This window comes from Candidatus Seongchinamella marina (assembly GCF_026262685.1).
In the GTDB taxonomy this organism is placed as follows: domain Bacteria; phylum Pseudomonadota; class Gammaproteobacteria; order Pseudomonadales; family Halieaceae; genus Halioglobus; species Halioglobus marinus.
Genome location: NZ_SHNP01000004.1, coordinates 399,019 through 424,343, shown reverse-complemented (window position 1 = coordinate 424,343; position 25,325 = coordinate 399,019). Strand labels below are relative to the sequence as shown.

The window sequence follows — 25,325 nt, the reverse complement described above, 5'->3', positions numbered from 1 at the left end:
TTATAATACGTTACTGGAATCCAGTGAGACTCCGAAGTTCATCGATGACGTTTTGCCCTTCCTCGGCTTGCAGGCCATCTTCGGTCAGGGTGTTCTCCCGGGTGACTCCATCAACACTACCGCGCGCCGAAAGGTAGTTGAGAATATCCAATGGCGATATTTCGCCAAGCATATCTCGGCCGCGCCAATACCCCAGAAAGGCGATAAGGCCGTAGGCACCCCAGTTGGAGACATCTGCCACCAATAATTCATCGCACTTAGTTGCGGCTGCATTAATGTCCAGGGTAGCTATCGCGTCCCGAATATTGCCCATACCGATTTCGTTACCGCCATCACCAATGGCCATGGTCGGGCACCGTGCGTTGGTCAGATAGGGGTCAAAAAAAGCACTGCGGGGCGTTATGTCTTCGCCACGCATATTGTAATAACAGCCATCAGCACTGAGTCCGGGGCGTTCAATTGAAATGATGGCCTGAGGTTGCAGTTGCTCCAGTTTTCCCCGTGCTTCCTGCTGGGCGGTAACAAGGTTTTTCGCGTTTAACTCCAGTACTCGGTAGTTATTAATAAGACATTTTGAGAGCGGCGCTCCGCAGGCTAGCCAGGGTTCTGCTCCCAGTTGCTCCAGGGCGTCGTACAAGGCGATGGCACCCACGGGTCCATCTGTTTCAAAGGTCTCCATAACGGGGAAGCCAGTGCCTATGATGACTTTGCCCGTGACCTCGTTCAATATTCGTGCAGCCCGCATGTAGTAGCCGGGCGCCAGTGCATCCCTGGCGACCTTCATGTTGCGCAGGTTGCGCGCCACCAGAGTCGCTTCAATGCTTGTGCTGAGTTCTAATTCAGTCAAGCGGTGCGCTCCATCAGTGGCTGGCGGCGGGAAAAACTGGCGGCCAGGTGCAAGGCATTGTGAGCTCCGTGGGGGCTGACAGGGGCAAAGTGTACCCTGCCACCGGGACGCAGCTGCGACAGGCGTCCACAGTCCAGCGACAGAGCTGAGCCAATCTTGGGATAGCCGCCAATGGTTTGTCGGTCGTTGAGCAAAACGATGGGTTGTCCGTCCGCAGGAATCTGAATTGCCCCAAAGCATATGCCTTCGGAAAGTATGCCCTGTATATCACAGTCAATGGCTGGGCCTTCAAGTCGGTATCCCATTCGATCACAGCGATCAGAGACGGTATAGGTGTGACTGAAAAAGCGGCGCTGTTCATAGCGGTTAAAGTGTTGCTGTTGGTAACCGGGAATGACTCTGACGGTAATGAGGTTCTGGTAGCGTGGTTGGCTCGAGGCCGGCAAATACAGGTGCTTGCACTCGGTTACCTGTGCGCAGGGAAGCACATCGCCCGCTTGTAGCTTGTCGCCGTTAAGACCGCCGACCTTTTCTCGCATCACGGTGGCAGTACTGCCAAAAGTGGGTTCTACCTGAAAGCCGCCGGCTACGCCCAGGTAAGCACGACAGCCCTGCTCGGCAAATTCCACCGCGATAATGTCACCGGCCTTGATTGCCAGTACTTCCCAGCGAGCTTGCTCGATGTTGTTAATGCGCAAATTCATGTTCGCACCGGTGAGGCAAATGTAGGTGTCCACTGTGGCTTCCAATTGCAGACCGCCAAAGCTGATCTCCAGTGCGGTTGCACCTTCCGGGTTCTGTAGCAGGCGATTGCAGTATTCAAAAGCCTGCGGGTCCAGTGGGCCACCATTGGTCAAACCAATGCGATGTTGACCCATGCGGCCACCATCCTGCAGCAGACAGAGAATACCGGGCTGGGTCACTGTCAGACTCACAATTCACCACCCAGGCTCAAGAAACGATCTCGATCAATGGGTTCAAAGCGCACTCGGTCACCCACAGAAACCGGCATGGTAGGAGTGGCTTGGGGGTCGAACATCCTTAACGGGCAACGACCGATCAGGTTCCAGCCTCCGGGAGAGACCGCTGGGTAAACTGCTGTTTGCCTGTCGGCAATGGCGACTGCGCCACGGGGCACTTTTTGTCTTGGTGTCGCCAGACGTGGCGCAGCAATGCGCTCGTCAACCTGGCCAAGGTAAGCAAATCCAGGCGCGAAGCCGATGGCATAAACCCGGTATTCAGCGTTACTGTGCAAAGCTATAACGTCGGCTAAGCTCAGGGCGGCGCGCTCGGCCAGTGCTTCCAGATCTTCCCCTGCTTCAGGGTGGTAGTAAACCGGCAGAACCACGGTGTTGCCTTCCGTCGCTTCTCCGGAGCCCAGGTTGTCAAGACATTGGTGAACTCGATGGGCCACCGACAGGTGATCGGTGGTTAGGGCATTGTAGACAATGAGCAAAGACGCGTAGGATGGCACTAGGTCAATCAGGTCATCGCCTAGCGCTACCTCTACCGCCAGAGCAGCAGCTTGCACTCGCGCAGATACCTCAGGGCTCGTTTCCTTGCCCAGATATAGCATCATGGCGTTCTCGCCGGCAGAGTGCAGTTCCACGGCAGCTTAGCTTCTGTTTACCAGGGACCGGATTTCGCGAATAGCCTGTACGCCCTCCGGGTTGTCGCCGTGAACACATAGCGTGTCAGCTTCCAGTGATAAGGTATGTCCACTCACAGTGGTCAGCGAACCATGCTCTATCAGTTGTGCAACCTGGGCGAGCATCTTCTCGCGGTCATGCACTGCCCCGGGCTTGCGGCGGGATAACAATTTCCCATCGTCGTCATAGCATCGGTCAGCAAATACCTCAAACATAAGGTCCAGACCCAATTGACCGGCCTCAGCCCTGTGGCTGGTTGCGTCAGGCGTAGCTTGCAGCATAAGGGGCAGGGGGCGCTGATAGTCAGCGATAGCTTGCATGATCGCCAGACGTACCTCTGATTTTGCCATCATGTCGTTGTAAAGAGCGCCGTGGGGCTTGATGTAGTCCAGGGATAAACCAGCGCTTTGCGCCATGCCATCCAGTGCTGATATCTGGTAGTGCAAGGAGGCGATAATTTCGTCGCTGCTCAATGCCATGGATCGTCGTCCAAAGCCTACCAGGTCGGGGTAGGCGGGATGCGCACCGACACTAACGTCATGCTGAGCTGCCAGTTGCAGGGTGTTGCGGATAGTCAGCGGGTCGCCCCCATGGAAGCCGCAGGCAATGTTGGCCTGGTCGATATGAGGCATAACCTCAGCGTCCAGCCCCATCGTCCAGCTGCCATAGCTTTCTCCCAAATCGCAATTCAGTCGCATATATCTCTCACCTGTTTACATCACCGCCAGCTGGCTGTTTCGAAGGTCTGTCACCAGCATATGCCCGGGACTGTGGGTGATCGCGAAGGGAGGTCTGGCCTTCTCCAACGCCACCTGTGGAGTAACACCACAGGCCCAGAACACGGGCAGTTCATCCTCGGCAATATGGACAGCATCGCCGTAATCCGGTAGCTCCAGATTGTCTATTCCAATCAGTCCAGGGTCACCCATATGTATAGGCGCCCCGTGCACCGAGGGAAAGCGCGTACAAATCTGTATAGCCCGTATCGCATCCGCAGCCTTGAAAGGACGCATGCTAACGACCATCTCGCCCGAGAACGGACCTGCAGGTGCGCAGCTAATATCGGTGCGATACATGGGTACATTCACGCCCTCGCTGACATTGCGTACATTCAGGCCATCCGCCAACAGAGCCTCTTCAAAGGAGAATGAACAACCCAGTGCAAAAATGACCAGATCATCTCGCCAGTAGTCGGAAATATCCGGAACTTCTTCGCTAAGTTGACCATCGCGGAAAACGCGGTAGCTTGGCACATCAGTCCGTATGTCAATATCCCCCAAAAGAGGTAAGCCCACGTCCCCCGGGGCGTTAGATGTCGCTACCAGCGGGCATGGTTTGGGGTTTGCCTGACAGAAGCGCAAAAAATCGTTAGCCCAGTCGGCGGGCAGAATGGCCAGGTTGCACTGTACGAATCCTGGTGAATAACCAGACGTATTCCCGGTAAATTCACCCGTGCGAATGGCTTGGCGCAGCGCCGCGGGGGAGATGTCCTGATTCATGAAAAATCCTGTACTGAATATTTGTTGCATATAAGTTTGGCACAGAATCGGATATCTGGATAATAGCCGCTCGCGTTAGTTTCACTATTTGGACGAGTACCATGCTGCAGCAGTTATTGGACATTCTGACCCTTGAGCCCTCAGGTGATGATGGCTTCGTGGGTGAGATCATGCACCCCAAGGGTTTCAGGGTATATGGCGGACAAGTGCTGGCCCAGGCGCTGGAAGCGGCTCAAAGCACGGTCGACATTGATCGGGCTGTGCACTCGCAGCATGCCTATTTCTTGCGTGAGGGTAAAACAGACCGACCGATCCATTATCAGGTGGAGCGGGCCAGGGACGGCGGTAGTTTCAATTCTCGCCGGGTAGTTGCATCGCAAGACGACAGAACAATCCTGGTGTCTTCCATGTCTTTTCAGAGGCCCGACGACAGTTTCGACTTTCAGGAGTCCGTACCGGAAGTTCCAGCTCCAGAAGATTTACCGTCAGAGCGCGAGCGCGCCAAGACTGATGGAATTTTTGATGAGGACTTCATGATCACCACCGGCGAAGATATTGATGTGCGTATGGTTCACCCGATTCAATGGGCCAATCCTGAACAGCGTCGGGGACAATTGTTCAACTGGATGAAAACTACCGGGCCTATGCCGGATGACCCTGCGCTGCACCGCAATGTGCTAGCGTATTTCTCCGACACGATGCTGTTGGATGCGGGCCTGATTCAGCATGGTCGATCCTACTGGGACAGGGGCTTGCAGATCGCCAGCCTTGATCACGCTATCTGGTTTCACGCGGACTGCCGAACCGATGAGTGGCTGCTGCACTCTGCTGACCTGGAACGCAATAGTGGAGGAAGGACGCTGGTTAGTGGACGGTTTTACAGTCGTGAAGGTGTGCATGTGGCTACTGTCATGCAGCAAGGTTTGATGCGCAAGCGTTGAGTCGGTTGCTTTGGCCGACTAGACCCTTTAGTGTTTATGGATAAGCAATAGCCTCAGGATTGTTCTATGCCGCACCCTTGTATTACCGCTCAAACCTTTCCTCACAAGCCCGCCATTATTATGGGTGGCTCCGGAGAAATGGTCACCTACCGTCAGCTGGATGAACGCTCAAACCAGGGCGCCCAATTGTTTCGCTCGCTGGGACTGAAGGCCGGGGATCATATTGCCCTGATGATGGAAAATAACGCTCGTTTCCTGGAAATATGCTGGGCGGCGCAGCGATCCGGTTTGATCTTTACCCCCATTGCAACGCACCTCAAGCGAGATGAAACAGAATATGTCTTGTCCAACTGCGGTGCCAGCTTGTTCATTGGTTCGCATCCACTAAAAGAGGCGGCGATACACGCAAAGGAAGATGCATCCGGGGTGGAACACTTCTTGATGGTCGGCGGTATTACAGATGGCTTCGACTCCTGGGAGGAAGCTTTAAGTCTGCAAGCCGCGTCGCCTATAGAGGATGAACAAAATGGAGTCCCCATGCTTTACTCATCGGGTACTACCGGTCAGCCCAAGGGCGTTCTGGTGCCACCTCCGAGCGAGGAAGTTGATACTCCGCCAATGGCTGCGCGGCTTGGGGAGCTTTTCGGGTTTGGCGAAGAAACGGTCTATCTTTCTCCTGCGCCCCTTTATCACGCAGCTCCATTGCACTACAACATGATGACTCTCTACCAGGGAGGCACCACGGTCGTTATGGAGAAATTCGATCCTGAAGGGGCCCTCGCCTTGATTGCAGAACACCGGGCGACGCATAGCCAATGGGTTCCGATCATGTTTATACGGATGCTAAAACTCCGACAGGAAGTGCGAGATCGCCACGATGTAAGTTCAATGCAGTTTGCTATCCACGCCGCAGCACCGTGCCCGATCGAGGTGAAGGCCAGCATGATTGACTGGTGGGGTCCGGTTATTGTCGAGTATTACGCCGCCAGCGAGGGTATTGGTGCGACCATGATTGACTCTCAGGGCTGGCTGACTCACCGGGGCTCCGTGGGTCCTGCAGTGTCTGGAGAGCTGCACATAGTGAGCGATGACGGTAGTGAGCTTCCGGTTGGTGAAATCGGCACGGTCTACTTCGGGGGTGAACAGGCAGTCTTTCACTATCATCAGGAAGACGAAAAGACCGCTGGTGCTTATAGCAAAGAAGGTTGGGCTACTACCGGAGATGTGGGCTATCTCGATGAAGATGGCTTTTTGTACCTCACAGACCGCAAAAATTTCATGATTATTTCTGGCGGGGTTAATGTTTATCCCCAGGAAATAGAGAACCTGCTGATCACTCACGACAAGGTGGCCGATGTTGCTGTATTTGGTTTGCCCTGCGATGAGTTTGGCGAAAAAGTACAGGCCGTTGTGCAGCCCATGAATTGGGCAGATGCAACCGATGAAACCGCTATTGAGATCATGGAATGGCTGCGTGAGCGGTTATCGCATATTAAGTTGCCCAAGGCGTTGGATTTTCACCCCAGCTTGCCACGGCTGGATAATGGCAAGCTTTACAAGCGTCACTTGATGGAAGAATACAAGGGCGGCTCCCGTTCCGACGACAAGCCAGAACAATAGCAATTAGGTCGCGGTAGGTCGGGTGAGTTCTACTTCCACTTTAAGGCTCGACGTTCGCTTTCCCGCTTTGGAAAATGGCAGGTAGAACACTGGCACCACAAACAGAGTGAAAAGGGTGCCAACCAGCATTCCACAGGTGATCATGACTCCAATGCTGAAGTGACTCTGCGCGCCAGCGCCGCTGGCAATCACCAGCGGCCAGATTCCCAGCACAGTTGCGAAAGTTGTCATTAGTATGGGACGCAGACGCTTGGATGCGCCCTCTAGCACCGCCTCCCTTTTATCCATTCCCTGCCCAGCCAGCTTATTAGAGAATTCCACGATCAATATGCCGTGTTTGCTGATCAGGCCTATCAGTGTCAGTAGCCCTACCTGAGAGTAGATGTTGAGCGTCACAAAGCCGAGGGCGATGGGCACTACGGCACCAAAGATTGATAGCGGTACGGTGACTAGCACCACCAGCGGGTCTCGAAAGCTATTGAATTGAGCCGCTAGCACCAGGAAGATCAACGAGAGCGATAGGGCAAATAATACCGGGAACGAAGCCGATTCCTGCACGAATTGTCGCGACGCGCCCGTGTGACCGACGCGAAATCCACTGGGAGCTATTTCATTAAGCTTTTGTTCGAGAAACTCCAGGCCCGCACCCAGGCTGTTGGGAGGCATCATAAAACCCTGAATCGTGGTGCTGTTAAGCTGCTGATACTGGGTCAAGGAGTTAGGCTCAACTCGAGAGTTCAGGGTGACTACGGCGGAAAGTGGCACTAATGTGCCGCTATCAGTGCGCAGGTAATAGCGCTCAAGTTCATCACTGGTTAGCCTGAAGTTTCTGCCGGCTTGCGGTATCACCTTGTAGGACCGACCCTCAAGGGTAAAGCGATTCACTTCGGCTTCGCCTAGCATCACGGCTAGAGTCTCGCCGACTTCCTGCATGGATATACCCAGGCGAGACGCACGGTCCCGGTCTATTTCTACGGTAATTTCCGGCCGATCAAAATTGAGACTCTGGGTGACAAAGGCAAACAAACCGGACTCTCTGGCCGCGGCAAGCAGTTCTTCGCCGACGCGCATTATTTCCCGGTATTCGGCGGTTGAGGCAACAACGAAGCTGACCGGCAGTCCCGCGTCAGAACCGGGTAACGATGGCTCGCCAAACGCGAATAATTCCATGCCGGTAATCTGTGAGAGCTTACCCTGCAATTCTGCCAGCAGTTCCTTTTGGTCGCGTTCGCGCTCGTCCCAGGGGTGCAGTGTTACTCCACCAAAGTTGCTGCCGGGCCTGATGACTTGCCAGCTGTGACTGAATTCTGGGATTTCCTGCCATATGTCGACGATCTGGGACAGATAAAAATCCTGATAGGCCAGATTGGCATAGCGAGGTGCACTGCCCGTAATGTAGACAGCCCCAGTGTCTTCCTCAGGGGCCAGTTCTTCCTGAGCGAGAAAGAAGAGAGCCGGAAGGCTGGCGAGAAGCACGCCGGCGAGCAGCAGCACTGCACCACGATTGTCCAGGCAAGTCGCTAGGAAGTGGCGATAGTGTTGGATTAGCGTCTCAAAGCGATGGTCCAGCCAATTAGCGAATCGCCCCTGATGCGCTGAATCTTTGAGTACCCGGGAGCACATCATGGGAGTCAGCGTCAATGCGACTACGCCCGACACGATGACGGCTCCCGCCAGGGCCAGGGCGAACTCGCTGAACAGTGCGCCGGTAAGGCCGCCGATAAAGCTGATGGGCGCATAAACGGCCGCCAGGGTCAGGGTCATTGCAACAACCGGCCAAGCTACTTCTCGAGCGCCGGCAATTGCCGCGGCGTATGGGCTTGCACCTTCTTCAATATGACGATGCACGTTTTCTACCACGACAATGGCGTCATCGACCACCAGACCGATGGCAATGACCAATGCAAGCAATGTCAGTAAGTTTAGGCTGAATCCCATGGTCATGATCAGGAAGACCACGCCAATGAGCGACAGCGGTATTGCGATCAGCGGAATCAGCACGACACGCAGTGAGCCCAGAAACAGGTAAATCACTAAAATGACAATGACGCTGGCCTCAATCAATGTGGTGAGTACCTGACTGATGGCCTCATCGATAACTACGCTGCCGTCCCAGTCGATTAACATGTCCATGTCGGCTGGCAGTGCGGCTTCTATCTTCGGCAGGGTGGCGTGCACTGCCCTGGAGACTTCCAGAGGGTTGGCATCCGGTGTGGGAGTGATTGATAGAAAAACGGCAGCTTTACCGCTTGAAAGTGTTTTTACCTGATCGGTCTCAGAGTCCAGTTCGATGTCTGCCACATCGCCAAGTAAAATTCGCTCATCGCCAGATTGCCTTACCACCAGGCCGCGGAATTCTTCCTCGGTTTGAAGCGTGGTTCGTGCGTCCACGGTGACCCTTACCAGGTTACCCTCGGTGGCCCCTGCAGCCGATATAAAGTTGTCGCGCAGGATGGTGGCGTTGACGTCAGTAGCGGTGACTCCCAGCGCCGCCATACGCACAGGATCCAGCCTGATGCGCATGGCCAGTTTGTATGAAAAAACGTTCGCCTTGCCAACGCCGGGCAATGTTGCCAACTCCGGCTGTACGCTGCGCAACAGAAAGTCGGTGACCTGGTACAGAGTCATTTGTTCGCTGTAAAACCCCAGCCAGATTAATCCGTCTCCTCCACCCGTGGCCGAAACAATCGGCTCTTCAATGTCTCTGGGTAGGTTGCCCCGGGCTTCACTCACCTTGGCGATGACTTCATTGAGAACGTTGTTGCTATCCTCACCAAGACGAACATAAATGGTGATATTGGATTCGCCGGGATTGCTCTCCGAACTCATGTATTCAATGCCACGAGCGCCGGCAATGACCACCTGCAGTGGCGTAGTGACGAAACCCTGAACGGTGCGCGCAGAGGCGCCAGGGTAGTAGGTGTTGACATAGATGACACTGCGCTCCAGTTCGGGAAACTGGCGTAGTCCAATTTTTGACAGGGATGCACCGCCCAGTAGCAGCAGCAGGCAACTGATGACGATGGCGAGTACGGGTCTCTGGATGAAGGCGTCGGTGAATTTCATTGGGTGAATGCCGGAGAATTGTCCTGCAGGGTGACCCTGGCTCCGCGGTACAGCCTGTTCTGGCCGACGCTAACGACCCGGTCGCCAGCTTCCAATCCAGAGGTCACCGCGATTCGACCGTCCTTGACCGGCCCAGTCTGCACCACTCGCGGTGTGACCGTCATGCCCTCAGGATCTTTTTCAATAATGTAAACAGTATTGCCCTGCAGTGAATAAGTGACCGCCGTCTCGGGCAAGGTAACCAAGTCCATAGGTTGGTCCAGATCGATTCGCAGTTGGGCAAACATTCCCGGGAGTAGACCGTTGCTGTCGATGATGCGAGCCCGCAGCGCAAGGTTGCGGGTGGCCTGATCCACCGCAATGTCCAGGGCCTCCAGGGTTGCAGTAAATACCTGCTCCGATATTGCTGTGCTCAGCTCGATACCAAGTCCGGAGCGCAAGCGAGGGAAAAATCGTGCTGGCACCGAGAAATCTACCTCCAGGTCGCTTAAGTCCTGCAGGGTAGTAATGACCGTACCTGATTCGATGTAATCGCCGATTTTTACTTCGGTAATGCCAACAGTGCCAGCAAAAGGTGCCACAATTCGTTTATTGTCCAAGCGTGCTTCCGTCTCGGCCAAGGTGGCTATCGCCGCATCCAGCGCGGCGCGAGAGCGGTCGTATTGGGTTTGGGGAATGGATTTTTGTTTGATCAAGCTGGCGTCCCGCTTGTGAAGCTGCCGGGCCAACACTACGTTCGCCTCCTGCCGCTTTTTGCTCGCCTGTTCAACACTGTCGTTGAGCGTTAGCAGGAGTTGCCCTGCCTGCACCCGCTCGCCTGATTTGACCGGTATCGCAATAATCTCGCCGCTGGTCTCCGCAGCGAGATTGGCTCCGCGGGCGGCACGAATCGTACCGACAGCCTCCAGGGTAGTGGGCCAGGTATCAATTCTTGCCTCAGTGGCTGTTACCAGGGTCGGCGGCGGTGTGAAATCTGTATTAGCCAGAGTTTGAAACTTGTTGAAGAGGTAGCCGGTAATCGAGCCGAAAATCAGCACCAGGATTAAAATAACGGTCAGGTAAGGGCGCAATGCGGTCTCACTTTATCTGTTGTTTTCAGGGAGATGGCTTCAGTCTAGGCCAGTTTTACAGTTATTTCACGGTTAATGGCAGAAATACTGCAGCGTGGGGGAGGCAGCGGGGCCGAGGCAAACCCGAGATTTGGGGTCATTCAGGTATCCCACTCGATTATGATCAAGATTGCAATGTGTTCGCTGCCTACAAATTGCTTTATGCTAAGCCAAAGCCCCCTAATCAAGGCGGTCTCAAAGAGGTAATTTGGTGAGAAAATCAACCAGGCTCAAGAAACTGCAAAAGCAGATGACAACGGCCGAAAGCTATGAGCAGTGGCAACTTTTGGCAGTTGAGCATGATGAACTGTCTGGTGCCAGACGTTGGCGTCAAGTAGACCAGTCAACTCAGTACGACTACGCCCAGATTCGGCTGCGGTTAGACCGATTGCGCAGCCTGCGAGCCCGGCATGATTATCAGGGCCTGTTGTTTACCTTGAATGAAGGTATTCACGGCAATATGGGCGGTATGGGTCGCTCCTCTCTATATCGCAAGGCCAACTTCGGTACCAAAGGCCTCATTGAACAGTATATTGAGGAAGTGGACGACGCTCTGCGTTATTTGGCCGAGTTGCCCGCCGACCAGCTGGACGTGCAGGACAAGCTGGACTTTTTTTATCGAGCGAATATTTGTTTCGGTCGTTCCGCGCTGATGCTCAGTGGTGGCGGCGTGTTAGGTTTTTATCACCTTGGGGTGGTCAAGACGCTGCTTGATCGGGGATTGTTACCGCGGGTTATTTCCGGTTCCAGCGCAGGTTCACTGGTAGCCGGCGTGGTCGGAACGCATACCGAAAAGCAGTTGGAACATTTCTATGAGCCGGCCAATGTGCATTTTGAGGCGGAGCGCGAGGCGAGCATGTTTTCGCGCATGTTTTTCGGTGCCAACCCTCAGATCGATGTCGGTGATCTGGAGCGTCTTATTGCTCGCATGATCCCGGATATGACCTTTCAGGAGGCGTATGAAAAGACCGGTCGCCAGATCAGTATCACAGTGTCTTCAGCCGAACCGCATCAACGCTCACGTTTGCTCAATGCCATTACCTCCCCCAACGTCTATGTACGCTCTGCTGTTATGGCTTCTTGTGCGGTGCCCGGCGTTTTCCCGCCAGTGATGTTAATGGCCAAAAATGTGCACGGTGAGTCCCAACCTTATTTGCCTACACGCCGGTGGGTAGACGGTTCCATTGCCGACGACCTCCCGGCCAAGCGATTGTCACGCCTTTACAGCACTAACCATTATATTGTCAGTATGGTTAATCCGATTGTGACCCCGTTTATTGATACCGAAGAGGAGCGCAGCGCGCTTACCCGTTCTCTTACCGGGTTTGGTGTCGGTGTAGGGCGAGAGGTGTTGAATCTCTATCGCGATATGGTTCAGAACAAGGGTGACAGTTGGCCTCGCTTCAATATGGCGATGAACACCGTGCACGCATTGATCGACCAGGATTACAGTGGTGACGTTAACATCGTTCCCAATTTCCGTTGGTATAACCCGGCAAAATTAATTTCGCATCTCTCAGAAAATGATCTGGTACAGCTTATGCTTGAGGGTGAGCGAACCGCGTATCCCCAGGTTGAAACTATCCGCTTATGTACCCAAATAAGTCGTACGATGGAAGAATTGCTGCATCGGTTCGAGTCGGGAGACCTTCGTCCCGATGCTGATCAATACCATCGCCCCAGGGCGTCTCGTCGGCGTCCGTCTCCGACGCGCTCGGATCGCCAGGCTTTGCGTGAGCATCGGGTGGAATCGGATAACGTGAAGAAGCCAGCTACGCGCAAGAAGCCTGCTCCCAAGAAGACCACCAGCAAGGCGCAGTCTTCGAAAAGAAGCCAGGCAACAAAGAAAAAAGCACCAAAAAATAAAGCTCCAAAAAGCGAGGCGGCTTAAACCCGCTGCGGGTGCTGATGGGGTATCCCCCGCGTAGAATAGTTAAAGCACAGAAAAAGAGCTGCGTTGCACGCCTTAACCGATGCCTCGCTCTGTGCTCTCCCAGTAGGGCTGCCGTAGTATTTTCTTGAGAATTTTACCCGACGGATTGCGCGGCAGTTCATCAACAATCTGTAATTGCCGCGGTATTTTGTAGCCGGCAATTTTGTCGCGGCAGAATTCGACCATTTCATTCAGGTCCAGGGAGGAATCCTTGTTTAACACTGCGAAAGCGAGAAGGGCTTCGCCAAATTTTTCGTCAGGTACACCGATCACAGCCACATCTGCAATCGCGTCGTGTTTGGCCAATGCATTTTCGACCTCCACTGGATAGATGTTTTCTCCGCCGCTGACCACCATGTCTTTCATCCGGTCCTTCAGGTAAAGATAGCCTTGCTCGTCCATGTAACCGGCATCCCCGGTATGCACCCAGCCGTCTGTCAGGTTGGCCGCCGTCGCTTCCGGCAGGTTGTAGTAGGATTTCATATTGGTGTCAGACTTTAACCAGATCTCCCCAACCTCGCCCGTGGGCCGTTCATTACCCTCAAGATCAACCACTTTGGCCTGTCCTCCTACCGAAGTGCGACCACAGGAACGAAGCAGGTCCGGTTGACCCTCCAGTGCCAGTCGATGATCTTCCGCCGAAAGGTTGACCACTGTCCCTGTCGTTTCAGTCATTCCATACATCTGGATGAAATCGCATTGAAAGACTTCTATGGCTCGGCGCAGGACTGTTTCTGATATCGGTGAGGCACCGTAAAAAATTTGCTTCAGTTTGCTGAAATCGCGTTGTTCTATGTCTGGCATTTGGAGCACTGCCATAATCATTGCAGGCACCATAAAGATATTGCTGACCGGATGGTTTTCCATGTCCGCGACCACCTTGGTGGGGTCGAACGTTCGGTGCAACAGGGTGTGAATGCCCGAGAAAATATTATAGGCGATCGATCCTGCTCCGCCGATGTGAAACAAGGGAGCGCAGAGTATGGTTGCCATGCCTGGACTGGGCCTGTGTGGTGTCGCTACAGAGTTCATGGTGACCAGCGACAGCATATTAAAGTGTGAGCTGACAACGCCCTTGGGATTGCCTGTAGTGCCGCTGGTATATAGCTGGATGTAGGCGTCTTGTGGGTCTGATTCAATGTTGGGTGAGCTTTCTGGATATTGCGAGACCCATTCGTTCCACGAGAGCGTGTCAGCAAAACCATGGGAGATTACTGTGATGTCGTCATCAATTTGTTGACGCAGTCCGGTGAGAGAGTCTTCCATTCCATCCAGCGCAACCAGTACACGGGAGTTGGCGTCGTTAATGATAAATGCCAGCTCAGCCGGCGCCAGCCGGTAGTTCAATGAGACTGTGACTGCGCCTATTTTGCTGGCTGCCATAAAGAGCAGCAGGTGTTCCAGACTATTCTCGCCCAGAATCGCGATTCTTTGCCCACGAGATATTCCCAGTGCCAACAGGCCGTGAGCGATCTGATTGGAAAGAGTGTTTACCTCACCGTAACTGGAGGTGTTCTCCCCCAATGTCAGGCAGGGTAGTTCAGGCGTATTGCGAGCGTAGTATTCTAGAAAGTGATGGACTAGCATGGTCCTGATAGATCCTTGTTTTTATGACTGAAGCGAGCAAGGAGTCTGTTCAGAGATCGGGCTATTGTCAATGCCCCGATTTTTTTTGTAGGGCACAGTTGTACCGAAAATCATTAGTAAACCCGTGGAGACAGGTATGCATGACAAAGTGGTGGTGGTGACCGGCGGCGCATCTGGCATCGGAGAGGCAATGGTCAAGCGCTTTTGTGCTGAGGGCGCCAGGGTGGTGTTGGGTGATGTCGATGACGCCGGGGGGTTGCGCGTTGCTGAGCAGCATGGAGCGCAGTTTCTGCATCTTGATGTGCGTTTGCCTGAGCATTGGCAGGCCTTGGAACATCTTCTTGGCAGTGATTACGGGCGACTGGATGCGCTGATGAACAACGCCGGAATTGTGTCTAATCAGTCGATCGTCGAGGCGGATATTTCAACCTGGTCGAACCTGCTCTCGGTAAACCTGACCGGGATGATGTTAGGGTGTCAGACGGCGATAAAAGTGATGCAGAAAAATCCGGAAGGGTCAGCAGGATCTATCGTAAATACGGCCAGTTCTACCTCTTACCTTGCCATTCCAGGTGACGTGGCTTATTGCACTTCCAAGGCTGGCGTCGTTGGCCTCACTAAATCGGTAGCGGTGCACTGCGCCACCGAGGGCCTGAATATTCGCGCCAACTCAATCCACCCCGGCGCTACCATGACAGCCATTCTGAAGCAGGCAGTGAACGAGATGCCCGAGTTGGAGCCCAAACTTGCGCGTATGTCGCCTATGGGGCGCATGGGTAAAGTTGACGAGGTCGCAGCAATGGCGTTTTTCCTCGCTTCTGAGGAAGCGGCCTTCTGTACCGGAGGCCAGTTTCCGGTAGAGGGGGGGACTGTGAGTGAGCATCCGCGAATGCTCTGAAATATTTTTTTCGCGCGCAGGTGGACTTTCTTTTCACGTGGGTCGCTTGGCATAAAGACAGAGCATGTCCAGCGCCAGTGTTGCCCCGGCCAGGGCGGTGATTTCACTGACGTCGTAAGCCGGTGCGACTTCTACCAGATCCATTCCAACAATGTTAATGCCGGCGAGGCCGCGTAAGATTTTTCGTGCCTGTTGAGTGCTCAGACCGCCGATAACAGGTGTACCGGTTCCGGGTGCGAAGGCTGGATCAAGGCAGTCGATGTCAAAGGTGAGGTAACAGGGACGATTGCCTACGGTTTCTTTAATCACGTCGATGGTGGCCTTGGCGCCATTTTCATGGACCCAATCGGCGTCGTAAACTTGATAGCCGTGGGAATCCACATTAAAGGTCCGCATTCCAACCTGAACAGAGTGCGCGGCATCGACAACGCCTTCTTTTGCAGCGTGGTAGAACATCGTGCCGTGATCAATACGACCCTCTTCATCCTTCCAGGTATCGCAGTGCGCGTCGAAATGAATAAGCGATAGAGGCCCATGCTTTTCCGCATGGGCTCGCAGTAAGGGGTAGGAAATAAAGTGGTCACCGCCCAGGCTAAGCAGAGCCACGTCTTCGTTCAATATATCCCGCGCGTGTTGATAAATAGCCTCGGGCACTTGCTCGGGTCGACCCGGGTCGAAGTTGCAATCACCGACATCAACAACCGCGAGGTCTTTGAATGGGTCGAAGTTCCATCCGTCCACAGCGTCTCCCCAGGCCATAATGGTGGATGCGGCGCGAATTCCCCTGGGTCCCAGTCGCGTGCCAGGGCGGTTGGTGGTAGCGAGATCGTAGGGCACGCCTGTTACGGCAACGTCTACGCCGGTAAGGTCTCGGGTGTAGCGGCGGCGCAGGAAGCTGGTGATTCCGGAATAAGTAGGCTCTTCTGTCATCCCATAAAGACTTTCACGGGTGATAGCGAGATCTGTCAGTTCTTTAGCCATGAGCGCTCCGTTGTTTTTTTAATATATTCCAGCCGGCAATGAGTACGCCCAAGGATACGATGGCAATCACTAATGTGGCCAGAGCATTCACCTCTGGTGTGACTCCCAGTTTTACTTTGGAGAAAATCACCATTGGCAGGGTACTGGCGCCGGCGCCAGAGGTAAAGCTGGCGATCACCAGGTCGTCCAGCGAAAGGGTGAATGCCAGCAGCCATCCCGATGCCATTGCGGGAATAATCAGCGGCAAAGTGATGTCCCAGGTGACATTGAATGGGCGACCGCCAAGGTCCATTGCGGCTTCTTCAAGCGACTGATCCATGGAGGCCAGTCGGGACTGCACAACCACCGCAACATAGGCCATGGCAAATGTGGTGTGGGCGATGGTAACCGTGTTAGCGCCGCGGCTGGCCGGCCATCCAGTGAGTTCTTGTAAGCTGATGAACAGTAACAGCAATGACAGGCCGGTAATAACTTCCGGCATGACCAGCGGCGCCGCAATCATGCCACTGAACACAGTGCGCCCACGAAACTGTCCCATGCGGTTCATGGCGAGACCGGCCAATGTGCCCAGGACAGTTGCCAGCGTTGCGCTGGTTACTGCTATCTCAAGGCTTAGTAATGCAGCCTCAAGAATCTGCTCGTTTTCCAGAAGGGCGGTATACCAGCGCGTGGTAAAGCCTCCCCAAACGGTGACCAGGCGTGAGTCATTGAACGAGTAAAGCATCATGACGAAAATCGGGATGTAAAGGAACGCGAAGCCGAAAGCGAGCATGGAGTACAGGAAGGTGGGTGAGCGCTTCATTGCTGCGGCTCCTGCTGTAACCGCTGAAACAGCATGATCGGCAGTATTAGTATGAACAGCAAGATGGTGGCCACTGCTGAAGCCAGCGGCCAATCGCGATTCATAAAGAACTCGTCGTAAAGAGTACGTCCAATCATTAGTGAATCCAGGCCACCCAGTAGCGCCGGAATCACGAATTCTCCAAGCGCAGGAATGAACACCAGCAAGCTGCCAGCAATGATGCCTGGCATTGCCATTGGTAGCGTGATGTCGCGAAAAACATGAAGGGGCTTGCCGCCCAGGTCCGCCGCGGCGTCATGCAAATCCAGGTCCAGTTTTTCCAAGGTGGTGTAAAGCGGCAAAATCATGAAGGGCAGGTAGGTATAAACAATGCCGATGTATACCGCGACATCGGTGTAAAGCAGGCTAATAGGTTCGTTGATTATCCCAATTCCCAGCAACCCATTGTTAATGAGCCCTTCCTTCCCCAGCATGATGATCCAGGCATAAACCCGCAGCAAAAAAGAAGTCCAGAAGGGCAGAATGACTAACAGCAGTAGCAGGTTTCGCCAGGGCTGCGGAGTTCTGGCAATTGCATAGGCCATGGGAAAGCCCAGCAGCAGGCAGAGCAGGGTAGAGATCAACGCGATCTTAATGGATTTCAGGTAGCTGACCCAGTACAGCTTGTCTTCCAGTAGGAACAGGTAGTTATCCAGTGTGGCCAATAGTTTGCGCGTACCGTCCTCGGCTATGCCCCATAGGGGGCTGAAAGGCGGTTGCGCGATGAGGGGTTCAGCGAGACTGATCTTGAAGACAATGGCAAAGGGGGCCAGGAAAAACAGACCCAGCCAGAGATAGGGTAGGGCGATAACGCTGCTGCGCCAAAGTCGATCCCGGTTTCCGGGGTTGGCGATGATACTCATTCGCTAAGTACCACGCTGCACTGGGTGTCCCAGCTCAGATATACCTCATCATCCCATTCCAGTAACAATTCTGCGCTGCGCTGATAGTTCTGGGCGCTGACTTGAATAATTCGCCCGGTGTGCGAGCGAACGCGATAAACGCAACGATTTCCGTAGTAGGCGAGATCCTCTACCACCCCGCGGGTAATTGTGTATTGTTCACCTGTCGGGGCCTCTGTGCTGATCAGCAATTTTTCAGGGCGAACGCCGATCTGGATTCGAGATCCCTCGCTGATTGTTTCGTGGTGTGGTGCGATGATTCTGGTGCCGCTGGTATCCAGTTCGACCTCGACCCTACCTTCACCGTTGCCAATCACTGTAGCGTCAAAAACATTGATATTGCCAAAAAAGTCAGCGACGTAATGGTTACAGGGGAATTCGTAGACTTCACCCGGAGTGCCGGTTTGAATGAAGCTGCCCTCCTTCATGACGGCAATGCGGGTGGCCAGGGTCATGGCTTCTTCCTGATCGTGGGTGACTACGACAAACGTGGTGCCCAGTCTGTCTTGTAGGTTCATCAACTCGAACTGGGTCTGTTCCCGTAATTTTTTGTCCAGGGCTGCGAGGGGTTCGTCCAGCAGCAGTACTTTGGGACGTTTGGCCAGTGCGCGCGCCAGGGCTACCCTTTGGCGCTGACCACCGCTTAACTGGTCTGGCTTGCGTTTGGCAAAGTCCGTCAACTGTACCAATTCCAGCATTTCTTCAACTCGCTCCTTGATCTCAGCTTTGGCGAGCTTTTCTTTCTTTAAGCCGTAGGCAATGTTCTGGGCAACACTCATGTGCGGGAACACGGCGTAAGACTGGAACATCATGTTGATCGGTCGTTCGTAGGGAGGCATGTCGGTGATATCGACATCATCAATGAAAATGCGGCCACTGGTAGGTGGTTCGAAGCCCGCCAACATTCGCAGCAGTGTGGATTTTCCACAGCCGGAACCGCCCAGTATGGTAAACAGTTCACCACGATAGATATCCAGGCTCACATTGTCGACGGCGGTGGCGTCCTCGAAACGTTTGCTGACTTCGATGATCTTGATGAACGGCGTCTGCGTCTCATCCTTCCAGGGGGTTCCCTGGCAGCTTTGGCTTATCGGTTCGTTATTTTTGTCGGTATCTGTCATTGCTGTTCCTTACAGCCCACTTTTCACTTTAGTCCAGACTCGCGAACGAAGTCTTTCCAGCTTTGGCACCAGGGTTGGCGCCACCTCGAGTCGATCTTTTATCGCCTGGTCTGGGTAGATCGCCGTATCGTTTCGAATTGAGGGGTTCACCAGTGCTGTCGCCTTGGCGTTGGCGTTGGCATAACCCGTATAGTTGCTGGCCCTGGCGATGACGTTTGGTCTTAGCAGGAAATCCAGAAATAAGTGCGCGTTATCGGGGTGGGGAGCATCGGCGGGAATGTACATGATGTCGTACCAGCTGGTGGAGCCTTCAATTGGAACTGAATACGCAAGGTTGATGTCGACGCCTGCCTCTGCAGCCCTGGAGCTCGCTACCGAATAGTCACCGGACCAACTCATGGCTATGCAGACTTCCTTGCTGGGCAAGTCGAGCAGCATTTTTGCTGAGTTGTAGTACTTGATATAAGGACGGATGCTGCTCAGCATTTCCTCAACTTCGGCCAGGTGCTCGGGCTCCACCGAATCGTTAGGATGTCCCAGGTAAATCATGGCAAAAGGAATGACGCTAGAGGCTCCCTCTAGTAGCGTTACACCACAGTCGGCGAAGTGCTTGACTATTTCTGGGTCAAATACCAGGTCTGCGCTGTCAACCGGTGCGTCTGGCATGCGCTCGAGAATCATATCCACGTTATAGGCGAAGCCCGTTGTGCCCCACATATAGGGAACCCCTATGGTGTCTCTGCCTGAGGCTTCTTTTAACGCGTTTAGGATCGAGGGCTCAATGTTGCTCCAGTTCTGCAGACGGGAGTGGTCTACTGGTCGGTACACACCAATAGGAACCAGCAGCTCTGAATTAGTCGAAGCATGAACAACAATATCGTAGCCGCTGCCGCCGGTGAGCAGTTTGGTGTCAACCATCTCTGCGGAATCGTAAATGTCGTAGTTGATTTTAATGTCGTACTCGGCTTCAAATTCTTCAATGATGTCCGGGTCAATGTAGTCGGCCCAGTTGTAAATATTCAGCACGGATTCTTCTGCAGACCAGGTTGTAGCGCTCAGTGCCAGGGCAATGGTGGCTGTAATGAGGCGCTTCATTTGGTGGGTTCCACCGCACTGATGTGCTCGGGGAGGGCACTGGCAAGGTAGTCGCGGGCGACCTGTCTGGCCTGCTTGCGTTTGGATTGTTTTGGGGAGAGCAATAGATTCAACCAGAGCCCGTTGCTCAGTGCGGTATAGCCATTGGCCAGCGTAGCGGCACTTGCGTGCTTATAGCCAGCTTCATCGATGGCTTTCTGGAACAGGTTTGATAGCGATTTTTCCGCTCGAATATCGATATCCCGACAAATGCGTTGATAAGTAGGGCGCGATTTTGCTTCTCCCCAAAAAGCGAACCAGACGGCAATTTTATCGCGAGTGGCGACCCGACTGGAAAAATCAAATTGCAGCAGCGCCTCTATTTTTTCCGCCACGGTGGGGTAGCGTCCTCCCTCCAGTATTTCTTGTTGCCCGTCGTGATATTCCCCGGTCATATGGGTGAGTGTTTCAATAAGCAGCTTCTCTTTGCTCTTGAAATGCAGGTTGGCAATACCCAGGCTCAGGCCAGCCTCTTTGGTCACTTCCGCCATCGTGGTGCCCGACAGGCCGTTGCGGGCAATACTTTTCATGGTTGCACTGATCAATTGCTCCCGGCGAACTTCGGGAGGCTGAACACGGGGTGCTTTGGCAGGAGAGTTCACTCAATATTAACCGTTCTTATTAATCTGCTGACCATTTAAGCATGCTTTCCGGTCAAATTGAAATGAATGACCATTCATTCAATGCTGGACAATGAGAAAGTTCTCGTGGCATTCTTCGGCAATGTAAAACAAGGCAAAGAGGGCGCCACAGGCGTACATTGCTGTGAAAAAGTATGATGCGATAGTGATTGGTGCTGGCCACAACGGCCTCACCAATGGGGCCTACCTGGCGAAAGCCGGGCTGGACGTGGCTGTTTTGGAAAGGAACAGCTATATAGGTGGGGCGACGGTGAGCCGCGAACTCTATGAAGGGTGGACCTACTCTAACTGTTCCTACGTCTGCAGTCTGCTGCGCCCGGAATTGGTGCGCGATCTGGAATTGCCCCGCCATGGACTCCAGGTCGTACCCTACGGGGGTGGAGTCACCTTCATGCGCAACGGCGATTATTACGGCAACTTTTACGATCACGAGCGACAGTATCGGGAAATGGCTCGCCATTCCAAGCGCGACGCCAATGCCTACGAGCGTTACACCGCAGATGTGATGAAGCAGACCCGCCTGATTCGGCCGTTTCTGTTAAAAACCCCGCCAGACCCCACCTCATTAAAACTGCGCGATCTAAAGGATCTCATGGAATACGGTAAGTCTTTTATGGACTTGGGTGAGGCGGGGCTGATTGATGCGCTCAAATTCTGGACTAAAAGCGTGGGTGATTTTCTTGACGAATATTTCGAGTCAGATGTCATCAAGGCGCACCTGGGCGGCACTGGCGTGATCGGGACCGCATTGGGGGTTTATTCACCGGGTACCGCGTACGTTTTGTTGCATCACTATATGGGCGATGTCGATGGCAATGTGGGTTCGTGGGGCTTTGCCCGCGGGGGCATGGGGTCTGTGGCCGAAGCCTTGGCCAAGTCTTTTCAGGGCTTTGGCGGTGAAATTATCTGCGACGCCGATGTTGACCAGATTATTGTTCGCAACGGCAAGGCGCGGGGCGTTGCGCTGAAAAATGGTACCGAGTTGTATGCCGATACCGTGGTCTCTAACCTGGATCCCAAGCGTACCTTTCTTGATGTGATGGATGAGAAAGACTTGCCTGGTGAGGTTATTAAGAAGGCCCAGAACTTTAAAATACGCGGTTCTTCTGGCAAGTTGAATATTGCACTGGACGGACTGCCTTCGTTTACCGGTCTTGATCAGGGCAGCCCATTGATGCTGGGTGACTATCACTTCTCTGATTCCCTGCCACGCATTGAACGTGCCTATGACGACTGGAAAGACGGCACCTGGTCCAAAGATCCTTACGTAGATGTGCTGATTCCAACGCAAACAGATCCCACCATGGCTCCCCCTGGCAAGCATATGATGACGGTGTTTGTTCAGTACTGCCCACCCAAGGTCCATGGCAATGATTGGACCGCAGAGGATAAAGCAGGATTTGAAAAATCTGTGATCGATCAAATCGCCGCTCATAGCCCGGATTTCAAGGATCTGATCCTGCATTGTGAGACTCGCACACCAAAAGAAATCGAGGCAGAGGTCGGCCTGACTGAAGGCAATATTTTCCAGGGTGAGCTCACCTTTGACCAGTTGCTGTTTAATCGACCGTTCCCAGGATATGCCCAGTACCGTGGTCCGGTAAAAGGCATGTACATGTGCGGCTCAGGTACTCACCCCGGCGGGGGCGTCATGGCGGCGCCGGGGGCGAATGCTGCGAGAGAAATTTTGCGCGATCTGCGAAAACCCAACACCGTGCCGGAGGGCTATGCCGATGACTGACTATGACGTGTTAATGGTTGGCGCTGGCCATAATGGGCTGGTGTGTGCACATGCGTTGGCCAAGTCTGGGCGTAAAGTGCTAATGCTGGAGGCTGGCGATGTTGCCGGCGGCTGTGCGGCTACTCGAGAGTTCGCGCCGGGTTTTTCGGTGTCGTCTTGCGCCCAGTGGTTAACTCAGCTCAGTCCCCGGGTCATGGACTCAATGTCACTGGTCGATCATGGGCTACAGTTCGCCGCGCGCGATCTTGCCTCCGTATCGCTGGCAGAAGATGGAGATCACCTGGTGTTGCGAGGCGCTAAGCTGGAGGGAGCGAATATCTCTGCAGAGGATCAGCTGGCCTATGAAGATTTTAGTGCTCGAATGATGCGCTTCACTAAAATTCTGGCAAAGGCATTTTCCACGCGTGCCCCCAAGTTGGTGGAATCCAATTTTGCAGATCGCCTTACGCTGATCAAGCTGGGACTGGGCCTGAAGCTATTGGGTAAGAATGATATGAACGATCTGATGCGTATCATTTTGATCAACATGTATGACGTGATGGAAGAGAACTTTGATCACCCCCGGCTTAAAGCATTGTTGTCTCTTGATGGCATGCTGGGCTCGCATATGGGTCCGCGCTCGCCGAATACGGTGTTTGGTTATCTTTACAGAAGAGTGGGAAACCTGTTCGGATACGATGGTCCGGCTCAGTTGCGCGGCGGCATGGGTGCATTGGCCGACGCGATGGTGGCGAGCTGCAAAGCAGCAGGCGTTGAAATTCGCTGCGGTGAGGCTGTCGCCAGTATTGATAGCGAAGCAGGGCAGGTCATAGGGGTCACTCTCGCGAGCGGAGAACAATTCAGTGGCAAGCTAGTGGTTTCGAATGTCGACCCCGTCACTACCTTTCAGCACTTGGTGGGTTACCGCAATCTTGAAACCGGCGTGGTGCGCAGTGTCAGCAATATTCGTAACAAGAGCGGCACAGCCAAGCTTCATCTTGCTCTGAGTGGATTACCGTCTTTTGCCGGTCTCTCGGCCGAATTGACGGGCCATCGCCTGGTGATCGCGCCAGATATGAACTATGCCGAACGAGCCTTCAATGCGGTCAAGTACAGCGAATATTCGAAAGAGCCAGTGATGGACATCAGTATACCGACGGTGAACGATCCTGGTCTTGCCCCCGATGGCCAGCACGTTATTTCGGCCATTGTTCAGTTTGCGCCCCATGAGCCAGAAGGTGGCTGGGACGGGCATCGTCAAGCCTTTACCGACATTGTGCTGGACCTACTGGAGCGCTATGCGCCGGGGATTCGTGGTTTGGTAACTGCGAGTGAATTGTTGACGCCACAGGACCTTGAAAAAGAATTTGGCATGACTGGCGGTCATTGGCATCACGGCGAACTCAGTTTGGATCAGGTAATGATGATGCGGCCATTTCATGGGGCTAATCAGTACAGCACGCCGGTGAATGGGCTTTACCTGTGTGGTGCGGGATCTCATCCAGGTGGCGGTGTTATGGGGCTGGCCGGGCTCAATGCCGCCAACGAAATCATCAAGCGAGTGGGGGCAGCATAATGGCAGGTGCAGACGAGAGAATGTTACTGACCACACCTTTTCACTCTCGGGTGGCGGCGGCGTGTGAGACCAACTGCTGGGGCAACTGGAAGGGCTATACCACGCCCAACTCCTACATCGATTTGGAGCTGGAATATTTCGCGATTCGAAGTACTACCGGCGTCTTTGATCTTAGTCCCATGGGTAAATATCGAGTCACTGGCCAGGATGCCGAGGCCTATCTGAATCGACTGATTACCCGTGATGTAAGCAAGATACGAGAAAAACGCGTGGGATACACGGTTTGGTGTGACGATGAGGGCCAGGTCCTGGATGACGGCACTATTTTCCACCTGGGCCCAAATGACTATCGAATATGTGCCTATGCCAGAGCCATTGATTGGTTGCTGTGGTCGGCTGAGGGCTTCGATGTCTGTGTCGAGGAAGAGACCCAGAACGTGGCTGCATTGGCAGTGCAGGGGCCGACTTCTTGTGCCGCGCTGATGGCGATGGGCTTGTCAGGTTTGGATGCCTTAAAGCCTTTTGGAATCGAGTATTTTGATTTCGAAGGGGAACAGCTAATGGTGAGTAGAACCGGTTTCACCGGTGATCTTGGTTACGAATTATGGATAGCTCCAGAAAAAGCCGAAGATTTGTGGGATCGTCTTTTTGCCGCCGGTGCGCCACATATTATCAAACCGTTCGGTATGGAAGCGCTGGAGATGGCGCGCATTGAAACCGGGTTTATACAGGCAGGCGTGGATTTTATTCCGGCAGAAGAGACTATTCGGCAGGGACGCTCGCGGTCTCCCTATGAGTTGGGGCTAGATTGGCTGGTGGACCTGAATAAGCCAGTGTTTAATGGCCGTAAAGCGCTGCTGGATGAGAAGTCCAGGGGGTCGCGGTATCGTTTTGCCATTTTGGATGTGGCCGGAAACAAGCCAGCCAACAACTCATTCATCCTCAAAAATGGCAAGCAGGTGGGGGTGGTCACCTCCGCTGCCTGGTGTCCGACCGCCAAGACCAATGTGGCGCTGGCTCAATTGGAGATGCCCCACGGTGCGATAGGTGAAGAGCTGGTGGCGGAAATTTACTACCAGCGAGAACTGCATTGGACCAAGGTGAACGCGCCCTGCAAAGTCCTCGAGTCACCGGTGTTTGATCCTCCCCGGCGGCGGCAGACGCCAGCGCTGCCCTATTAGGCTGGCTCGATTCTTGTGCGGGGGCGATTATCATCCCCTTGCTTAACGTTCTGGTCTTCAGGGCGTTGTGCGTCGCTTT

General features: G+C 53.9%; 21 protein-coding genes. 7 read left to right on the top strand and 14 right to left on the bottom strand.

Translation table 11 applies throughout. From position 1 onward, the window contains the following. Nucleotides 1-10: 10 nt before the first annotated feature. The 5 genes from EYC87_RS13235 to EYC87_RS13215 are packed head-to-tail and all read right to left on the bottom strand — an operon-like array spanning nucleotide 11 to nucleotide 3,995. Nucleotides 11-847: a glutamate cyclase domain-containing protein gene (locus EYC87_RS13235; protein WP_279253297.1), complete on the bottom strand. Its 837-nt coding sequence runs from the start codon at nucleotides 845-847 to the stop codon at nucleotides 11-13. Further along, nucleotides 844-1,782, bottom strand: coding sequence for a 5-oxoprolinase subunit C family protein (locus EYC87_RS13230; protein ID WP_279253296.1), 939 nt, complete (start codon nucleotides 1,780-1,782; stop codon nucleotides 844-846). The genes EYC87_RS13235 and EYC87_RS13230 overlap by 4 nt, the downstream gene beginning before the upstream one ends. Next, the gene (gene pxpB, locus EYC87_RS13225; protein WP_279253295.1) at nucleotides 1,779-2,456 is read right to left on the bottom strand and encodes a 5-oxoprolinase subunit PxpB; all 678 of its coding nucleotides are present in this window, start codon (nucleotides 2,454-2,456) and stop codon (nucleotides 1,779-1,781) included. Before pxpB ends, EYC87_RS13230 begins: the two co-directional genes overlap by 4 nt. A 6-nt stretch (nucleotides 2,457-2,462) precedes the next feature. Continuing rightward, nucleotides 2,463-3,194, bottom strand: coding sequence for a 5-oxoprolinase subunit PxpA (locus EYC87_RS13220; RefSeq protein ID WP_279253294.1), 732 nt, complete (start codon nucleotides 3,192-3,194; stop codon nucleotides 2,463-2,465). Nucleotides 3,195-3,209: 15 nt separating this feature from the next. Next, nucleotides 3,210-3,995: a putative hydro-lyase gene (locus EYC87_RS13215; protein ID WP_279253293.1), complete on the bottom strand. Its 786-nt coding sequence runs from the start codon at nucleotides 3,993-3,995 to the stop codon at nucleotides 3,210-3,212. A 101-nt stretch (nucleotides 3,996-4,096) separates the two neighbouring features. Between EYC87_RS13215 and EYC87_RS13210 the strand changes: the two genes are divergently transcribed. Together EYC87_RS13210 and EYC87_RS13205 are read left to right on the top strand one after the other, a co-directional pair. Further along, nucleotides 4,097-4,936: an acyl-CoA thioesterase gene (locus EYC87_RS13210; protein WP_279253292.1), complete on the top strand. Its 840-nt coding sequence runs from the start codon at nucleotides 4,097-4,099 to the stop codon at nucleotides 4,934-4,936. Nucleotides 4,937-5,002: 66 nt separating this feature from the next. Then, nucleotides 5,003-6,556, top strand: a complete 1,554-nt coding sequence (locus EYC87_RS13205) for an acyl-CoA synthetase (protein WP_279253291.1) — start codon at nucleotides 5,003-5,005, stop codon at nucleotides 6,554-6,556. A gap of 3 nt (nucleotides 6,557-6,559) precedes the next feature. Here EYC87_RS13205 and EYC87_RS13200 read toward each other — a convergent pair whose 3' ends face one another. Further along, entirely contained in the window at nucleotides 6,560-9,622 is a 3,063-nt protein-coding gene (locus tag EYC87_RS13200; protein ID WP_279253290.1) for an efflux RND transporter permease subunit, read from the bottom strand. Further along, entirely contained in the window at nucleotides 9,619-10,692 is a 1,074-nt protein-coding gene (locus EYC87_RS13195; protein ID WP_279253289.1) for an efflux RND transporter periplasmic adaptor subunit, read from the bottom strand. The genes EYC87_RS13200 and EYC87_RS13195 overlap by 4 nt, the downstream gene beginning before the upstream one ends. A gap of 250 nt (nucleotides 10,693-10,942) precedes the next feature. Here EYC87_RS13195 and EYC87_RS13190 point away from each other — a divergent pair, with 250 nt between their 5' ends. Beyond that, nucleotides 10,943-12,622, top strand: a complete 1,680-nt coding sequence (locus EYC87_RS13190; RefSeq protein ID WP_279253288.1) for a DUF3336 domain-containing protein — start codon at nucleotides 10,943-10,945, stop codon at nucleotides 12,620-12,622. 75 nt (nucleotides 12,623-12,697) lie between these two features. On the opposite strand, the gene EYC87_RS13185 is transcribed toward EYC87_RS13190, so the two are convergent. Then, on the bottom strand, nucleotides 12,698-14,251 hold the full coding sequence (locus EYC87_RS13185) for a long-chain-fatty-acid--CoA ligase (protein WP_279253287.1): 1,554 nt from the start codon (nucleotides 14,249-14,251) through the stop codon (nucleotides 12,698-12,700). A gap of 136 nt (nucleotides 14,252-14,387) precedes the next feature. Here EYC87_RS13185 and EYC87_RS13180 point away from each other — a divergent pair, with 136 nt between their 5' ends. After that, nucleotides 14,388-15,149 carry an SDR family oxidoreductase gene (locus EYC87_RS13180; protein WP_279253286.1) on the top strand — a complete coding sequence of 254 codons (762 nt, stop codon included), beginning with the start codon at nucleotides 14,388-14,390 and terminating at the stop codon, nucleotides 15,147-15,149. Between the two features lie 33 nt (nucleotides 15,150-15,182). Here EYC87_RS13180 and speB read toward each other — a convergent pair whose 3' ends face one another. Genes speB through betI form a run of 6 tightly spaced genes read right to left on the bottom strand, consistent with a single transcriptional unit; the run spans nucleotide 15,183 to nucleotide 20,730 of the window. Further along, a complete protein-coding gene (gene speB, locus EYC87_RS13175; RefSeq protein WP_279253285.1) occupies nucleotides 15,183-16,130 on the bottom strand; it encodes an agmatinase in 948 nt (315 codons plus the stop codon). Continuing rightward, complete coding sequence (locus EYC87_RS13170) at nucleotides 16,123-16,932, bottom strand: ABC transporter permease subunit (RefSeq protein WP_007228542.1); 810 nt, start codon at nucleotides 16,930-16,932, stop codon at nucleotides 16,123-16,125. The genes speB and EYC87_RS13170 overlap by 8 nt, the downstream gene beginning before the upstream one ends. Next, nucleotides 16,929-17,834, bottom strand: a complete 906-nt coding sequence (locus EYC87_RS13165; protein WP_007228606.1) for an ABC transporter permease subunit — start codon at nucleotides 17,832-17,834, stop codon at nucleotides 16,929-16,931. Before EYC87_RS13165 ends, EYC87_RS13170 begins: the two co-directional genes overlap by 4 nt. Then, entirely contained in the window at nucleotides 17,831-18,994 is a 1,164-nt protein-coding gene (locus tag EYC87_RS13160; protein ID WP_279253284.1) for an ABC transporter ATP-binding protein, read from the bottom strand. The genes EYC87_RS13165 and EYC87_RS13160 overlap by 4 nt, the downstream gene beginning before the upstream one ends. A gap of 9 nt (nucleotides 18,995-19,003) precedes the next feature. Next, the gene (locus EYC87_RS13155) at nucleotides 19,004-20,089 is read right to left on the bottom strand and encodes an extracellular solute-binding protein (protein ID WP_279253283.1); all 1,086 of its coding nucleotides are present in this window, start codon (nucleotides 20,087-20,089) and stop codon (nucleotides 19,004-19,006) included. Beyond that, on the bottom strand, nucleotides 20,086-20,730 hold the full coding sequence (gene betI, locus EYC87_RS13150; protein ID WP_279253282.1) for a transcriptional regulator BetI: 645 nt from the start codon (nucleotides 20,728-20,730) through the stop codon (nucleotides 20,086-20,088). The genes EYC87_RS13155 and betI overlap by 4 nt, the downstream gene beginning before the upstream one ends. Before the next feature lie 157 nt (nucleotides 20,731-20,887). On the opposite strand from betI, the gene EYC87_RS13145 reads away from it, so the two are divergent. The 3 genes from EYC87_RS13145 to EYC87_RS13135 are packed head-to-tail and all read left to right on the top strand — an operon-like array spanning nucleotide 20,888 to nucleotide 25,246. Beyond that, nucleotides 20,888-22,510, top strand: coding sequence for a phytoene desaturase family protein (locus EYC87_RS13145; RefSeq protein ID WP_279253378.1), 1,623 nt, complete (start codon nucleotides 20,888-20,890; stop codon nucleotides 22,508-22,510). Further along, on the top strand, nucleotides 22,503-24,065 hold the full coding sequence (locus tag EYC87_RS13140; RefSeq protein ID WP_279253281.1) for a phytoene desaturase family protein: 1,563 nt from the start codon (nucleotides 22,503-22,505) through the stop codon (nucleotides 24,063-24,065). The genes EYC87_RS13145 and EYC87_RS13140 overlap by 8 nt, the downstream gene beginning before the upstream one ends. After that, on the top strand, nucleotides 24,065-25,246 hold the full coding sequence (locus EYC87_RS13135; protein ID WP_279253280.1) for an aminomethyl transferase family protein: 1,182 nt from the start codon (nucleotides 24,065-24,067) through the stop codon (nucleotides 25,244-25,246). The genes EYC87_RS13140 and EYC87_RS13135 overlap by 1 nt, the downstream gene beginning before the upstream one ends. The last annotated feature ends 79 nt before the right edge of the window (nucleotides 25,247-25,325 follow it).

Coding starts and splice junctions, on each gene's coding strand:
- EYC87_RS13135 (WP_279253280.1), top strand. CDS start 24,065: ATGGCAGGTGCAGACGAGAGAATGTTACTGACCACACCTTTTCACTCT.
- EYC87_RS13200 (WP_279253290.1), bottom strand. CDS start 9,622: ATGAAATTCACCGACGCCTTCATCCAGAGACCCGTACTCGCCATCGTC.
- speB (WP_279253285.1), bottom strand. CDS start 16,130: ATGGCTAAAGAACTGACAGATCTCGCTATCACCCGTGAAAGTCTTTAT.
- EYC87_RS13170 (WP_007228542.1), bottom strand. CDS start 16,932: ATGAAGCGCTCACCCACCTTCCTGTACTCCATGCTCGCTTTCGGCTTC.
- EYC87_RS13220 (WP_279253294.1), bottom strand. CDS start 3,194: ATGCGACTGAATTGCGATTTGGGAGAAAGCTATGGCAGCTGGACGATG.
- EYC87_RS13210 (WP_279253292.1), top strand. CDS start 4,097: ATGCTGCAGCAGTTATTGGACATTCTGACCCTTGAGCCCTCAGGTGAT.
- EYC87_RS13140 (WP_279253281.1), top strand. CDS start 22,503: ATGACTGACTATGACGTGTTAATGGTTGGCGCTGGCCATAATGGGCTG.
- EYC87_RS13215 (WP_279253293.1), bottom strand. CDS start 3,995: ATGAATCAGGACATCTCCCCCGCGGCGCTGCGCCAAGCCATTCGCACG.
- EYC87_RS13180 (WP_279253286.1), top strand. CDS start 14,388: ATGCATGACAAAGTGGTGGTGGTGACCGGCGGCGCATCTGGCATCGGA.
- EYC87_RS13160 (WP_279253284.1), bottom strand. CDS start 18,994: ATGACAGATACCGACAAAAATAACGAACCGATAAGCCAAAGCTGCCAG.
- EYC87_RS13205 (WP_279253291.1), top strand. CDS start 5,003: ATGCCGCACCCTTGTATTACCGCTCAAACCTTTCCTCACAAGCCCGCC.
- EYC87_RS13165 (WP_007228606.1), bottom strand. CDS start 17,834: ATGAGTATCATCGCCAACCCCGGAAACCGGGATCGACTTTGGCGCAGC.
- EYC87_RS13185 (WP_279253287.1), bottom strand. CDS start 14,251: ATGCTAGTCCATCACTTTCTAGAATACTACGCTCGCAATACGCCTGAA.
- EYC87_RS13155 (WP_279253283.1), bottom strand. CDS start 20,089: ATGAAGCGCCTCATTACAGCCACCATTGCCCTGGCACTGAGCGCTACA.